This window comes from Ottowia sp., from assembly GCF_047601385.1.
Classification (GTDB): domain Bacteria; phylum Pseudomonadota; class Gammaproteobacteria; order Burkholderiales; family Burkholderiaceae_C; genus Ottowia.
The window spans coordinates 2,669,616-2,683,319 of record NZ_JASGJP010000001.1 but is presented as its reverse complement, the minus strand read 5'-3'; the positions used below and the strand labels follow the sequence as shown (position 1 = coordinate 2,683,319).

Genomic DNA, 13,704 nt, shown 5'->3' with positions numbered 1-13,704 from the left:
AGGCAAATGGAGCTGATGAAGCACAGCGCCACGGTGCCGAATGCGGAAGTTGCTCATCTTGCGCTTGACGCCACGCGGGTTCAAACGTCCGCGGCTACTGACGCAACGCCCGCGTGCGATCTCCTGGAGCAGCGCATCGCGCCAGGCTGCCAGGTGCTCAGGGGGGAATGGCCGCAGCTTGCGGCATCTTGCGTTTGATCACGCGCACGGCGTGGGTGAAGCTCAAACGATCCGGATCAAGCCCTTGCGTGCAGGCTGCCTGGGCCATCAACTGCCGGATCGCGAAGTGCGCCAGCAGCAGCCCCCACAGCTCCTGACGCACCAACTCAGGCGTCTTGCTGCGCAGCACCGTGCTGGCTCCCCTCAGATGCGTCTTGAATTCGTCGAACACCCCCTCTATCTCCCAGCGCTCGTGGTACAGCGCCGCCAGATCCAGCGCTGGGGCCTGTTCATGGTCGAGGATGTTGGTCACCAGCCGGTAGCTGTCCTGCACGGGGCTGGCCGAGTCCTTCAAGGTGTAGTCGATCACGCGCACCACTTGCCCTTGCCCCGCTGGGCGCTGCCTGTCGGCGCTGTCGAATACCTCGCTCAGATAGGAGCCGTCGGGCAGTTGCCGGTGTACGTCGAGCTTGAGGTTGGCCTTGACGCGCCACACCAGGCTCGCACCGCTGGCGCAAGCCTTGCCCCACAAGCCAAAGCCATAGAAGCCCCGGTCGGCCAGCACCAGCATGTCCGGCTTGAACTTGACACACAGGGTCTGCGCCAGGGTGGTCTCGCCCTGGCTGCAAGGGGCCATGGCCGCGGCTACCACCGCATGCGTGCCACATTCCACCAGCCCCAGCACCCGCGCTTGCGGGAAGGCGCTGCTTCCTCGTGAGGAGCCTGGATAGCCGAAGAACGCTGCATTGGTCTTCTCATCGGCCACGTCCATTGCCGTGCCGTCCAGCGCCATGATGCGCCACCGGCGGTACCACGCCCCTGGCATGCCCGGGGCTGCCAGAGGACTGAGCACACGTTCGGCCAGTTGCTCCATGACCTCGGCGCCCAGGCGGCTGCGCGCCTGCGAGATTGCCGCCTTACTGGCCTGTACTGCTGGCGCTTGTCCTCTACTGAGCCATTGCAAGCCTTCGCACACCACGCGCAGCACTTCCTCCAGGGGCGCTTCTCGCCATAACGCCATGGCCATGATGTAGTACACCACCGCCGGTGCTGGCAACAGCCGCTCGCGCTTGCTGGCACGTTCCGTTTGCGCCAACACTTCGTCGATCAACGCCCTGGGACATACGCTGGCCAGGACGCCTACGCTCATCAGGTGCGCCACATCTATCTTCTCTGCCAGCGTCTTGCGCACTCTTGCCATCGGCTCCATCCATCACGGGGTTGGTGATGGGGGGATTGTGAAGCAATTGATTTTAGATGAACAGTATTGTCCCTAGGAGTCTGCGCGGCAGAACCTGCTCCTCGTTTTTCGCGCGTTTCGCTTCGGCGGCTTCTGCCGCGCAGCCTCCCAGCTCGTTCAGGCGTAGGTCACCCAGTCCGCGTATTCGGCGCTGTCCAGATGGGGCAGCGTGTTGTAGCTCACCAGCGCATGCCGCTTGGGGTTGAACGCCAGCTCCGTGATGGCGGAGTTGCGGTAGCGCAGGTTCAGCTCGATGGTGGTATCGGGCGAGGTGCCCAGCAGATGCCCGACGGCGGTGGAGATCGGCCCGCCGCTGGAGACCAGCAGCACGTTGCCCGCATGCTGGGTGCGCACGTGGTCCAGCGCGCTGGTCACGCCGCGCACGAAGTCGCGGTAGCTGGGCATGCCCCGGGGCGCGGTGTCGCCGCGCATCCACGCCGCCAGGCCCTGGCGCAGGATGCGGAAGTGCGCGCGGTACAGCTCCGGCGTGTCGGCCCTGGGCAGCGGCTCGGGATGGATGGCGTGGATGACGGCGTGGCTGTCGTACTCGTTCAGCCCCGGCCATTCGAGGCGCGGCACGTCGAGCCCCGCGCCTTCGGCGATGCCCTCCCAGGTCTGGACCTGGCGCCGGAGCGTGCCGGTCAGCACCGCGTCCAGGCGCAGCGCAGCGCCGAAGCGCTGGCGCAGGTACTGGCCCAGGCGCACGCTCTGGCGGCGGCCCAGATCGCTCAGGTTGTCGTAGTCGTCGGCGCCGAAGCTGGCCTGTCCGTGGCGCACGAGATAAAGTGTTCCCATGCGCCGATTGTGCGGCGGGCGGGCAGGCGCGAGCGACCACCTGCGCGACAGCACGCACGGCGCCCGCACCTCCCCCCGCCCGCACGACGTGAACGCCCCGCACCCCGGCACCTTGCCGACGCCCCACGCGCCGCCCGAGAAGCTGGTGCGCGCGCGCCTGCTGCGGCGCATGTTCGTGATGGGGCCGCCCACCGTCTTCACCGCGCTGGCGGCGGCGCTGTTCATGGCCGGCGTGTTCTTCTGGATCACGCGCGAGGCGGGGCCGCTGGTCTGGGGCGGCGTGACGGCGGCGCTGCTGATGCTGCGGCTGGTGTTCATGCGCTGGAACGCGCGCCTGTACCCCGACCCCGAGTTCGCGCTGCAGCAGCCCGACGGCGCCTGGCGCTTCATGGCGCCGCTGGCGGCCTACATGTCGATGTGGGCGTTCGGACCCTGGGCGCTGATGCCGCCGGGCACCGAAACGCCCGAGCGCATTCTGATCCTGCTGCTGGGGCAGTTCAGCGTGCTGATGGGCGCCGTGCCGGTGATCTCCACCTGGCGCGCCATGGTGCCGGTGGTGACGATCCCGCTGGCGCTGGGCGTGGCCACCCGCTTCGCCTGGATGGGCGGCCCGGTGGGCTGGTTCACCTGCGCGGTGGGGGTGATCTTCGGCGCCTCGATGGCGCGCTTCGCGCTGTCGCAGCACCAGGTGCTGCGGCGCGCGCTGATCGACCAGATCGAGAAAGAGCTGCTGTCGGAGCAGCTCATGCGCCAGTCGATCGAGTTGCAGCGCCTGAACCAGGAGCGCAGCCGCTTCTTCGCCTCCGCCAGCCACGACCTGCGCCAGCCGGTGCACGCGCTGGCGCTGTTCTCGCGCGCGCTGCAGCGCGACCTGCAGGACCACCCGGCGCGGGCCGTGGCCGACCGCGTGGTGCAGGCGACCGACGCCGTCAGCGGCCTGCTGAACGCCATGCTCGACATCTCCAAGATCGACGCCGGCACGGTGGTGCCGCGCCCGGCGGAGATCGCGATCGACCAGCTCTTCCTGCGCCTGGCGCACCTGTTCGAATCGCGCGCCAGCGAGGCCGGCATCGCGCTGCGCTTCCACACCGGGCCCGAGGTGCTGAGCACCGACAGCGAGCTGGTGCTGCGCGTGCTGGCCAACTTCGTGGACAACGCGATCAAGTATTCGGCGCGCGGCATCCTGATCAGCGCCCGCGCGCGCGGGCCGAAGGTGCGGCTGGCGGTGTGGGACACCGGGCGCGGCATCGCGGTCGACCACCTGGAGCTGGTCTTCGACGAGTTCTACCAGGTGGACAACCCGCACCGCGACGTGACGCGCGGCCTGGGCATCGGCCTGGCCATCGCCCGGCGGCTGGCGCGGCTGGTGGGCGGCGAAGTCGGCGTGCGTTCGCGGCTGGGGTGCGGCAGCGTGTTCTGGCTGGACCTGCCGCGCCACGCACCCCTGCCCACGCCCGCGCCCGAGGCGCCGCCTCCCGCCGCCGCGCCCGCGGCCGACCACGCGCCGCCGCGCGTGCTGCTGCTGGACGACGAAGCGCCGGTGGGCGAGGCCATCCGCCTGTGGCTGGCGCCGTACTGCGCGCGCATCGAGATCACGCAGTCGGTGGCGGCGGCGCGCCAGCACGTGATGGGCAGCCCGGACGGCTTCGACGCCTTCATCATCGACTTCCGGCTGGCCGACGAGCAGAACGGCATCGAGGCCACCGCCGAACTGCGCCAACTGGCCGGGCGCAACGTGCCGACCATCCTGGTCACCGGCGACACCGACCCGGCCCGCGTGCGCGCGGCCTACGCGAGCGGGCTGGAGGTGATGTTCAAGCCGGTGCAGCCCGAGCTGCTGTTGCAGACGCTGCGCGAGCTGATCGCACGGAACGCCACGCGATCTGAATGAAATCGGGCTCCAGCGCTTGCTGGACGTGCGCCAGCAGCTATTATTTTTGAAGCTTACCGTCATCCCCGCGCAAGTGGGGATCCAGTGCCGACCTCTGCCGAAGCCCCTGGATCCCCGCCTGCGCGGGGACGACGGCAGGGAGTGCGGCGCATGGCGTGGCCGGCGGCGGCTACGGCTTCCCGAGCACGCCCGCGAACACGCCGGCATCCACGTTGGCCCCGTCAGCACCACGCCGACGCGCCGGCCGCGCAGCGCGGCGCGCGCCTGCCAGGCGGCGGCGACGGCGGCGGCGCCCGCGCCTTCGGCCAGGTTGTGGGTGTCGGCGTAGAGGGCGCGCATGGCGTTCTTCTCCACCGAGTTGCCACGCGGCACGACGATGGTGCAGCGCACGCCGTGGGCGCGCGCGGCCCAGCCGATGCTCTGGCCGTGGTTGCCGCGCGTGGCGCTGACCACCTCGGCCGGCAGCTCGCCGCGCCGCGCCAGCGCGTCGAAGAAGGTCAGGCCGCCGCGCAGCTTGAACGCGCCCACGGGCGTGTGGTTCTCGTGCTTGACCCAGCAGTCGGCGCCCAGCCGCTCGGACAGCAGCGCCCAGCGGTACTGCGGCGTGGGCGGGAATTCGCGGTGAACGACCTCGGCGGCGGCTTCGATCCCGGCGAGCGTGGGCAGTTGGTACAGAGGCACGTCGGGTTCCCCGGCCGTGCTCACCGGAACAGCCGCAGGTCGGTGTCGATCGTGACCGCGCCGCGCGGCGTGTCGAAGCGCATGCGCGAACCGGGGACGGCGCCGGTGTGGCCGCTGGCGCGCGCCAGGCCGATGGCGGCGCAGGCGTCCAGCAGCTGGGCGGCGCGCGGGTGGGTCATCACCGACTGCCGCATGGCCACGCCGCTGTCGGGCAGGTCGTCGGTGGGGTGGCGGTGCCCGCTCCATTCGATCAGCGTGGGCAGCAGGCCGTCGAACAGGCGCTGGCCGTCGGGGCGCACGGCGATCTTCCAGCGCAGCTCGCCTTGCGGCGTGGCGCGGCTGGCGGCCAGCACGTCGCCGCGGTCGAGCCCGCGCGTGGCCAGGGCGGTGACGGCGGCGTCCAGGTCGGGCACGCGCGCCACCCAGTGGGTGAGCTGCGGGCCCTGCGTGCGCACGCGCGCGCGCAGGGCCGGGTCGTCCATGTCGAACCAGCGGGTGCGCGGCTGGCCCCGCGCGTCGGGCGCGGGCTGGGCAGCAGGGTCAAGCGCGATGATCTCCAGGTAGCTGCGCGGGTAGCGCGCCGAGCTGATGTTGAGCAGCAGGTTGTGCGTGCCGAACAGCGCGTGCCGCCCGCCCGGCTGCGGCGCCACGCCCAGCGTGGCCTGGCACCAGGCGGCGCCTTCTTCCAGGGTGGTGGCCATCACCACCAGGTGATCGAGCGCCGGCGGCGCCTCGGTCTCGGTCATAGAAGTACTTCTCCACGGATGCAGCCCACGCACTGGCCGCCCACCCACACCTGTCCGGCGGCGTCGCGCGCCACGTGCACGCGGCCGGCGCGGCCCAGGGCCGTGCCCTGGGCGGCCACATAGTGGGCGGGCAGTTCGCCGGCCTCGATCAGCCATTGGGCCACACTGGCGTTCAGGCTGCCCGTCACGGGGTCTTCGTTCACGCCGATGGGCGGGGCAAAGGCGCGCACCTCAATCAGCGGCGCCGCCGGAACGGGGCCGAAGGCGCGTGCCTCGCGGCTGGAGCGCGCTATCAATGGCATAGCTGCCGGCGCTGGATGGACGCCGGCTACACCCACTTTTTTCCCTAAAGCCGCGAGCCGGGCATGGTCCGGCTCCAGCGCCAGCACGGTGTCGGCGCTGTCCAGCAGCAGGGTGAGCCACCGCGGGCCGTTGTCGAGCAGCTGCGCGCGCCGAACCTGGGCGGTCGTCACGCCCAGCGCCTGGGCCACCTCGGACAGCAGGGCGGGTGCCGGGTCGCTGGCGCGCATCGGCGGCGCGGCGAAGGCCAGGCGCTCATGTCCTTCCACATGCTGGCGCCGGATCGGCACCAGGCCCTGCGCGCACTGCTGCACGATGTGCTCGGGCGACTTCGGCTGGCCGCCCGCCGCCAGCCAGGCGAAGCACGAACCCAGCGTGGGGTGGCCGGCGAAGGGCAGCTCGCCACCGGGCGTGAAGATGCGCAGGGCGTAGTCGGCCTGTGCATCGGTGGGCGGCAGCACGAAGGTGGTTTCGGACAGGTTGGTCCAGCGCGCGAAACGCTGCATGGCGGCATCGTCGAGGCCGCTGCCGTCCAGCACCACGGCGACCGGGTTGCCCAGGCAAGGGGTGGCGGTGAAGACGTCGATCTGCCGGAACGAGCGGTTGTGCATGGCGGAACTGGACGAAGGTGATGAACGGGGCCGGGGTCAGCCCAGCGGAACGTCGAGCACGCCGCGCGTGGCCGGGCGGGCCAGCACAGCGTCGAGCCAGCGCTGCACGTGCGGCGCATCGGGCCGGGGCTGGGGCAAGCCCCACCAGCGGTGGATGTCGCAGGCCACGGGGATGTCGGCCATCGAAAACCGCGCGCCGGCCATCCATTCGCGCTGCGCCAGGTGGGCGTCGAGCAGCGCCAGGCGGGGCGCCATGGCGGCGCGCGAGGCGTCGATCACCTCCTGCCGCCGCTCGGCCGGCGGCGTGCGGAAGAACTGCAAGAAAGCGGGGCTACCCGCCGGGTTGAGCGTGGTCTGCTGCCAGTCCATCCAGCGCTCGGCGTCGAAGCGCCGTGCCAGGTCCTGCGGGTAGAGCGCATCAGTGCCATACCGGGCGCAGAGGTAGCGCACGATGACGTTCGACTCCCACAGCTCGTAGCCGCCGTCCTGAAGCAGCGGCACCAGCCGGTTGGGGTTGCGCGCGGCGTACTCAGGCGTCTGCACCACGCCGAAGGCCAGCCCGGCGTCGATGCGCTCGAACGGCAGGCCGAGCTCCTGCAAGGCCCACACCACCTTGCGCACGTTGAGCGAGGTGATGCGGCCCCACAGGCGCAGGGCGGGCGCGGCGTCGGTCACCGGACGGCCCTCCGTCCTGCGGACTGCGGGTGCGGGTGCGGATGCGGGCGCCTTCGGAGCGGCCGGGCGACGCTCATGGCGCCGCCTGCCGCACCACCTGCGCCAGCATCGCCATGCCGCGCTCGATCTGCTCGGGCGTGGAGGTGACGAACGACAGGCGCAGCGTGCGCGGATCGGGTGCGTGCGCGTAGAACGGCCCGCCGGGCACGAAAGCCATGCCGGCGTCCACCGCGCGCGGCAGCAGCGCCTGGGCATCCAGCGTCTCGGGCAACCGCACCCACACGAACATGCCGCCGACGGGTTGTGTCCACGTGACCTCCAGCCCGGCCATGTGGCGCGCCAGCGCGTCCAGCATGGCGCCCTGCTGCGACTTGTAGCGCGCGCGGATGGTGGGCACGTGGCGGTCCAGGAAGCCGTCCTTCAGCACCTCGGCCACCACGCGCTGGTTGAAGCCGGGCGTGTGCAGGTCGGCCGCCTGTTTGGCCTGCAACAGCTTGGGGTAGAGCGCGGGCGGCGCGATGACGTAGCCCAGGCGCAGGCCGGGCGCCAGGATCTTGCTGAACGAGCCGAGGTAGATCACGCCCTCGGGCCAGCGCGCCAGCAGCGGCGCGGGCGGCGGCGCGTCGAACCACAGCTCGCCGTAGGGGTTGTCTTCGATGACGGGCAGGCCGGCCTCGCGGCACACGGCCAGCACCGCTTCGCGCCGCGCGTCGGGCATGGTGCGGCCGGTGGGGTTCTGGAAGTTGGGCAGCAGGTACATGAAGCGCGGCCGCTCAGGGCTGGCGGCCAGCTGCGCGCGCAGCGCCTCGGGCACCACGCCCTCGCCGTCGCTGGCCACGCTCTCCACGCGCGGCTGCATGGGCGCGAAGGCTTGCAGCGCGCCCAGGTAGGTGGGTGTCTCGACCAGCACCGGCGCGCCTTCGTCGATCAGCACCTTGGCCACCAGGTCCAGGCCCTGCTGGCTGCCGGTGGTGATCAGCACCTGTTCGGGCGCCACGCGCGCGCCCTGCCTGGCCATCTCATCGGCTACCCACTGGCGCAGTTCGGGCAGGCCCTCGCTGGCGGCGTATTGCAGCGACGGGCGCGCGACGGCGCTGCCCTCGGCCAGCACGGCGGCGCAGGCGGCGCGCATGGCCGCCACCGGAAAGGTCTCGGGCGCGGGCAGGCCGCCGGCGAAGTTGAGGATGCCGGGCCGCTCGGTGATCTTCAGGATCTCGCGGATGGCCGAGGGGTTCATGGCCTCGGCGCGGGCGGCCAGGCGCCAGGGCGTGGCGTTGGGCAGGTCAGGGGCGTTCATCACGGGTTCTCCATAGGACGGGAAGCCGCGCGCGGCGCGGCGACGGGGCGCGCCAGGCGCCGGCTCATGAAAATGGTGGCCACCACGCCCAGCGCGAAGCCGACAGCGACGATGTCCAGCCGCTCGCCCAGCAGCGGCACGGCGAACAGCATCGACAGAAAGGGTTGCAGCAGCTGCACCTGGCTCACGCGCAGCGCGCCGCCCCAGTCCAGACCACGGTACCAGGCGAAGAAGCCGGACCACATCGACACCGCGCCGACGTAGACGAAGCCGGCCCAACTCGCCGCGCGCACGGGCTGCGCCGCCGTGTCGGGCCACAGCCACAGCGCGGCCGGCAGGCTGAGGGGCAGCGCCAGCACGCAGATCCAGCAGATCACGCGCTCGGCGCCCAGCGCGGGCGTGACCTGCGCGCCATACACGTAGCCCACCGACGCGGCGATGACGGCACCGATCAGCAGCAGGTCGGCCGGCGCCAGCGCGAAGCTGCCCGCGCGCAGCCCCGCGAACGCCACCACCAGCGCGCTGCCCAGCGCCGCGCAGACCCAGAACGCGGGCCGCGCGCGCTGGCCCAGGATCAGTGCCGCCGCCACCGCCGTGGCGAGCGGCAGCAGCGCGGTGACCACGGCGGCATGCGCCGTGTCCACGCCGCGCAGCGCCCATGCCAGCAGCAGCGGGTAGCCGACGGCATTGCCGGCCACCGCCATGCCCAGCGGCCACCAGTGTTCGCGCTTCGGCCAAGGCGAGCGGGTGACGAGCAGAAAGGCCAGCGACAGCAGCCCCGCCAGCGCCGCCCGCCCCACGGTGACGAACAGCGGCGACAGCTGCGGGTCGGCCGCGCTGCCCGTGGCCAGGCGCGTGGCCGGCAGCGTGATGGCGAAGCAGGTCACGCCCAGCACGCCGAGCCAGAAGCCGGCGCGCAGGCGCTGCTCGTCGGAAAGCGATGCCGCTGTCACAACATCGCCCCTGCCAATGCCGCCTGCCCCACGTGCCACGGCAGGCGCCAGCCCAGCGCGCTGCCGAGCGCGTCCCAGGCCATCCACAGCGCGGTGGCAACCAGCGCCAGCGCCATCACGCGGTTGAACCACAGCAGCCGGCGCCCCCGCGCCAGCCAGCCGCGCAGCGCCGAGCCCACCAGCGCGTAGGTGAAGTTGCTGAAGAAGGCGAAGCCCAGCATCACCGGCAGCACGACAGCCAGGCGCTGCGGCCAGTCGGGCCCGGCGCCGATCCAGCCGCCGGCGATGGACAGCGCCAGCATCCACGCCTTGATGTTGACGAATTGCAGCAGCACGCCCTGCCAGAAGCCGACATGAAGCCGCGCACCGTCGGCCTGCGCCAGCGCGCCGCTGCCGGCCAGCCGCCCGGCCAGCCACAGCATGTAGGCCACGCCCAGGCCCAACACCGCCCAGCGCAGCGCCGGCAGCGCCAGCACCAGCGCGCCCAGGCCGGCGGCGCACAGCACCAGCAGCAGCGCCCAGCCCACGGGCACCGCCAGCACGAAGCGCAGCGCCGGCCGCAGGCCACGGTTGGCGGCGATGGCGGTGGACAGCGTGGTGTTGGGCCCCGGCGTGAAGCTCACGGCCGTGGCGAGCAGCAGCAGGGCGGCGAATTCGGCGCCGGTCATGGTGACGTGGGAGAAAGCATGTGCCACACTCTAGCCCACGTCATCAATACACAGCCAGTACAGTTGAACCGTTCACTTGGCGAACTGTACCGGCGCCGCCATCCACACACACCATGCTGCTGCGCACCGCCGCCCAGTCGCTGAACGAGCAGTTGGCCGCCCGCTTCGCCGAGCGCATCCGCGACCGGCTGCTGGCGCCCGGCTCGCGCCTGCCCAGCGTGCGCCAGTGCGCGGCGCAGCACGGCGTGAGCCCCTCCACCGTGGTGGCGGCCTACGACCAGCTGCTGGCGCAGGGGCTGGTGGAGGCACGGCGCAACCGCGGCTTCTTCGTCCGAGATCAGGGGCAAAAAGTGGCTTCAGCGCAGGCGGGACGGGCGACAGCAGCTACAAATTCAGAAGTATTGGCGGACCCGCAGCACGCCCGCCGGCTGGGCGCGCCGATCAGCGCCGCCACGCTGATGCGCGGCATGTTCCAGCCCATCAGCGGCAAGCCGCAGCCGGGCATGGGTGTGCTGCCGCCGGAGTGGATCGCCACCGACCCCATCGCCGCCTCGCTGCGCAAGGTCTCGGGCGCCACGCAGCTGCGCGAGACCGCCGTGCGCTACGGCGAGCCGATCGGCGACGCTCACCTGCGCCGCGTGCTGGCCGCGCGCCTGCAGGACATGGGCATCGGCGCCGGGCCGGAGCAGATCATCACCACCGTGGGCGCCACGCAGGCGCTGGACATCGTCAGCCGCACGCTGCTGAAGGCCGGCGACACGGTGATGGTGGAGGAACCCGGCTGGGCGGTGGAGTTCGCCCGCCTGGCGGCCCTGGGCATGCGCATGCTGCCCGTGCCGCGCCGCGCCGACGGCCCCGACCTGGCCGTGATGGCGCGCTACTGCGAGGCCCACGCCGGCACGCCGCAGGCGCCACGCCTGTTCGTCAGCGTGAGCGTGCTGCACAACCCCACCGGCGCCAGCCTGACGCCGGCCAGCGCGCACCGGCTGCTGCAACTGGCGCAGCAGCACGGCTTCTGGATTGCCGAGGACGACAGCTACGGCCACCTGGCGCCGCCGCACGCCACGCGGGTGGCGCAGCTCGACGGCCTGGCGCGCACCATCTACGTCGGCGGCTTCGCCAAGATCCTGGCGCCCAACTGGCGCATCGGCTTCCTGGCCGCGCCGCCGGCGCTGCTGGAGCCGCTCTTGGACACCAAGCTGCTCTCCACCCTGACCACGCCCAGCCTGCTGGAGCGGGCCCTGGCCCACTGCATCGAGCAGGGCCAATTGCGCCGCCACGCCGAGCGCGTGCGCGACCGGCTGGATGCCGCGCGCAGCCGCAGCGTGAAGCTGGCGCTGCAGGCCGGCTGCCGCCTGGCCTCGGAGCCGGCCGGGCTGTTCGGCTGGGTGGACACCGGCGTGGACACCGAGCAGCTTGCCCTGCGCCTGCTCGACCACGGCTACCTGCTGGCCCCCGGCGCCCTGTTCCACGCCGAGCGCCAGCCCAGCACGCTGATGCGCATCAACTTCGCCAGCACGCAGGAGGCGGCGTTCTGGCGTGAGTTCGAGCGGGCGCGCGACGCACTGGGCGGCTGACGCCGCTCACACCGCCCGTCGAGGACCGAAGCGCCGGGCGAGGCGCCGCCCGAGCCGGATGGCCGGCTGCTCGATCCCGCGCACCAGCGCCGCGCACAGCGCCAGCAGGGCCACCAGCGCCAGCAGCCGCGCCGCGCCCACGGCCCAGCCCCAGCCCTGAGCCGCGTCGCGCACGATGTCGAACACCCAGTTGTGGAACAGGTAGACGGCGTAGGTCAGCTCGGACAGCCCCAGCACCCAGGCCGGCGCCGGCAGCCGCCGGCGGCAGGCCCACAACAGCAGGAACAGGCCCACCGCCAAGGGCGCCAAATGCACCGTGGCCAGCCCAGGCTGCCACCGCTTCAGCCCGGCGTATTGCAACAGCAGCACCAAAGCGCCCAGGCCCAGCACCACACCCCAGCGCACCGCGCCGCGCTCGCCCAGCTGGATCGCCGAACCCAGCAGCAGGCACGGGAAATACAGGCTGAGGTAGCCCAGCGCCCAGCCGGTGTGCGTGGGCCAGGGGCCGGCGGCCCACAGCGCCGCGGCCAGCAGCGCATACAACCACGGCAGGGCGGCCCCGCCGTGCCAATCGACCAGGCCGCTCGCCTTGAGCGCGGCCATCAGCACGTAGAACGCCAGTTCGATGCGCAGCGTCCATTCCACGCCCATGCTGCCCAGCGCGTAAGGCGTGCCCATCCAGTCGCCCAGCAAGGTCATCTGCCGCAGCAGCGTGGGCAGCTCCGGCGCGCGGCCCTCGGCCGCCAGCCAAGCCCCCTCGCCCAGCACCGCGGCCAGGTAGAGCGGGTAGATGCGAAAGGCACGCTTGAGCAGGAATTCCGCCGTGCGCTCGCGCTGCAGCACGTGGGTGATGATGTAGCCCGACACCAGAAAGAACACCAGCACGCCCACGCCGCCGAAGCGCACCCACGGCCACAGCAGCCATGCCGGCCAGTGCCAGGGCGAATCCGGCGAGGAGACGGCGGCCCACAGCGGCTCCCAGAACTTGTGCCCCGCCAGCACGCTGCCGAACGCGAAGATGCGCAGGTAGTCCAGGAACACCAGCCGGTGCTCGGCGCTGGCGGGAGGGCGTTGGACAGGCATGGGCGCCGGATTATCCCCGCCCCGGCGCGCCCGCCGCGTACATCCGAGCCAGCGCCACGACCTGCTCGCGCATGGCCCGGCGCAGCGCGGGCGGGCCGAGCACCTCGGCCTCGCCGCCCAGGGCCAGCAGGGCGCGCACGCCGTGGTCGATGGATTCGATGGCCAGCCAGCCCTCGCGCCAGCCCGGCGCCGCATCCGCGCAATCATTCGCCGGCTCGAACGGCGTGCGCGCGTTGCGCAGCCATTCGCGTGCGCGCTCCGTCAGGCGCACTCGCGCACGCAGCGACTGGCGCTCGGCCTCGAAGCGCGCGGTCTCCACGCGCCAGTGCGCCGCCAAATCGAAGCGCCGGGGACGCCTGAAGCCCTCGCCTTCGTGCACGCGCAATTCCTCGAAGTTGGCCGCGCGGTAGGTGCGCACCTCGGTCTGCCCGGCGCGCCGCGCCGCCAGATACCACGCGCCGGCCTTCAGCACCAGGCCCAGGGGCTCCAGCGTCTTGCGCTCGCGGCGCGTCCAGCTCTGGTAGCAGCCCGTTACCCGGCGTGCGCGCCAAACGGCGTCGGCCAGTTCGGGCAGGCACCGGGGCGTCTCGGCCGCGCGGTACCAATCGACCGGATCGACGTGCAGGCGCTCGGCCACCTGCCCTGCCCCGATGCGTGCCGAGGGCGCCAGCGCCGCCACCAGCTTGCCCCAGGCCACCGCCGTGGTGCCGCCCAGGCCCAGCTGCAGGGCCGCGCTCGGCACGCCGGCCAGCGCCACGGCGCGCGCCTCGGCCTCGGTGAAGCCGGTGAGGTCGGTCTTCCAGCCTTCCATCAGCCGCCAGCCGCCGGCGCGGCCCCGGTCGGCGTAGACCGGCACGCCGGCGGCCGACAGCTCGTCCATGTCGCGCAGGATGGTGCGCACCGACACTTCCAGCCGCTCGGCCAGCGCCGGCGCGGTGGCGCGGCCCTGCGACTGCAGCAGCATCAGGATGGCCATGAGTCGGCTGGCTTTCACGGCGGCGCCCCAGATAAAACAAGACAGGTATTGT

Annotated in this window: 12 protein-coding genes and 1 pseudogene; 2 read left to right on the top strand and 11 right to left on the bottom strand. The window is 72.1% G+C overall.

Annotated elements, in window-relative coordinates; genetic code table 11:
* Window positions 1–157: 157 nt before the first annotated feature.
* Both QM772_RS13105 and QM772_RS13100 read right to left on the bottom strand, forming a co-directional pair.
* A complete protein-coding gene (locus QM772_RS13105; protein ID WP_415134482.1) occupies window positions 158–1,369 on the bottom strand; it encodes an IS4 family transposase in 1,212 nt (403 codons plus the stop codon).
* A 147-nt stretch (window positions 1,370–1,516) separates the two neighbouring features.
* The gene (locus QM772_RS13100) at window positions 1,517–2,194 is read right to left on the bottom strand and encodes a histidine phosphatase family protein (protein WP_415137154.1); all 678 of its coding nucleotides are present in this window, start codon (window positions 2,192–2,194) and stop codon (window positions 1,517–1,519) included.
* Here QM772_RS13100 and QM772_RS13095 point away from each other — a divergent pair.
* Window positions 2,193–4,085, top strand: coding sequence for an ATP-binding protein (locus QM772_RS13095; protein WP_415137152.1), 1,893 nt, complete (start codon window positions 2,193–2,195; stop codon window positions 4,083–4,085). The two genes, QM772_RS13100 and QM772_RS13095, sit on opposite strands and share 2 nt — an antisense overlap.
* A 327-nt stretch (window positions 4,086–4,412) precedes the next feature.
* Here the strand turns inward: QM772_RS13095 and QM772_RS13090 are convergent.
* From QM772_RS13090 to QM772_RS13060, 7 genes and pseudogenes are all read right to left on the bottom strand, one after another.
* Window positions 4,413–4,766: pseudogene (locus QM772_RS13090) on the bottom strand (pyridoxal-phosphate dependent enzyme); the annotation flags it as partial.
* A gap of 20 nt (window positions 4,767–4,786) precedes the next feature.
* Window positions 4,787–5,512, bottom strand: a complete 726-nt coding sequence (locus QM772_RS13085) for a VOC family protein (RefSeq protein WP_415137150.1) — start codon at window positions 5,510–5,512, stop codon at window positions 4,787–4,789.
* Complete coding sequence (locus QM772_RS13080) at window positions 5,509–6,423, bottom strand: PhzF family phenazine biosynthesis protein (RefSeq protein ID WP_415137148.1); 915 nt, start codon at window positions 6,421–6,423, stop codon at window positions 5,509–5,511. Before QM772_RS13080 ends, QM772_RS13085 begins: the two co-directional genes overlap by 4 nt.
* Window positions 6,424–6,459: 36 nt before the next feature.
* Complete coding sequence (locus tag QM772_RS13075; protein ID WP_415137146.1) at window positions 6,460–7,098, bottom strand: glutathione S-transferase family protein; 639 nt, start codon at window positions 7,096–7,098, stop codon at window positions 6,460–6,462.
* Window positions 7,099–7,171: 73 nt separating this feature from the next.
* Window positions 7,172–8,395, bottom strand: coding sequence for a PLP-dependent aminotransferase family protein (locus QM772_RS13070; RefSeq protein WP_415137144.1), 1,224 nt, complete (start codon window positions 8,393–8,395; stop codon window positions 7,172–7,174).
* Complete coding sequence (locus tag QM772_RS13065) at window positions 8,395–9,348, bottom strand: DMT family transporter (RefSeq protein ID WP_415137142.1); 954 nt, start codon at window positions 9,346–9,348, stop codon at window positions 8,395–8,397. The genes QM772_RS13070 and QM772_RS13065 overlap by 1 nt, the downstream gene beginning before the upstream one ends.
* Window positions 9,345–10,016, bottom strand: a complete 672-nt coding sequence (locus tag QM772_RS13060; protein ID WP_415137140.1) for a LysE family translocator — start codon at window positions 10,014–10,016, stop codon at window positions 9,345–9,347. Before QM772_RS13060 ends, QM772_RS13065 begins: the two co-directional genes overlap by 4 nt.
* 113 nt (window positions 10,017–10,129) lie before the next feature.
* Between QM772_RS13060 and QM772_RS13055 the strand changes: the two genes are divergently transcribed.
* Window positions 10,130–11,593, top strand: coding sequence for a PLP-dependent aminotransferase family protein (locus QM772_RS13055; RefSeq protein WP_415137138.1), 1,464 nt, complete (start codon window positions 10,130–10,132; stop codon window positions 11,591–11,593).
* A gap of 6 nt (window positions 11,594–11,599) precedes the next feature.
* Here the strand turns inward: QM772_RS13055 and QM772_RS13050 are convergent, their stop codons facing one another.
* Together QM772_RS13050 and QM772_RS13045 are read right to left on the bottom strand one after the other, a co-directional pair.
* Window positions 11,600–12,676 carry an acyltransferase family protein gene (locus QM772_RS13050; RefSeq protein WP_415137136.1) on the bottom strand — a complete coding sequence of 359 codons (1,077 nt, stop codon included), beginning with the start codon at window positions 12,674–12,676 and terminating at the stop codon, window positions 11,600–11,602.
* Between the two features lie 10 nt (window positions 12,677–12,686).
* Window positions 12,687–13,670 carry a helix-turn-helix transcriptional regulator gene (locus QM772_RS13045; protein WP_415137134.1) on the bottom strand — a complete coding sequence of 328 codons (984 nt, stop codon included), beginning with the start codon at window positions 13,668–13,670 and terminating at the stop codon, window positions 12,687–12,689.
* Between the last annotated feature and the right edge of the window lie 34 nt (window positions 13,671–13,704).

Excerpts from the sequence above, each read along its gene's own strand:
- QM772_RS13100 (WP_415137154.1), bottom strand. The coding sequence starts at position 2,194 with ATGGGAACACTTTATCTCGTGCGCCACGGACAGGCCAGCTTCGGCGCC.
- QM772_RS13055 (WP_415137138.1), top strand. The coding sequence starts at position 10,130 with ATGCTGCTGCGCACCGCCGCCCAGTCGCTGAACGAGCAGTTGGCCGCC.
- QM772_RS13060 (WP_415137140.1), bottom strand. The coding sequence starts at position 10,016 with ATGACCGGCGCCGAATTCGCCGCCCTGCTGCTGCTCGCCACGGCCGTG.
- QM772_RS13050 (WP_415137136.1), bottom strand. The coding sequence starts at position 12,676 with ATGCCTGTCCAACGCCCTCCCGCCAGCGCCGAGCACCGGCTGGTGTTC.
- QM772_RS13095 (WP_415137152.1), top strand. The coding sequence starts at position 2,193 with ATGCGCCGATTGTGCGGCGGGCGGGCAGGCGCGAGCGACCACCTGCGC.
- QM772_RS13080 (WP_415137148.1), bottom strand. The coding sequence starts at position 6,423 with ATGCACAACCGCTCGTTCCGGCAGATCGACGTCTTCACCGCCACCCCT.
- QM772_RS13070 (WP_415137144.1), bottom strand. The coding sequence starts at position 8,395 with ATGAACGCCCCTGACCTGCCCAACGCCACGCCCTGGCGCCTGGCCGCC.
- QM772_RS13085 (WP_415137150.1), bottom strand. The coding sequence starts at position 5,512 with ATGACCGAGACCGAGGCGCCGCCGGCGCTCGATCACCTGGTGGTGATG.
- QM772_RS13105 (WP_415134482.1), bottom strand. The coding sequence starts at position 1,369 with ATGGAGCCGATGGCAAGAGTGCGCAAGACGCTGGCAGAGAAGATAGAT.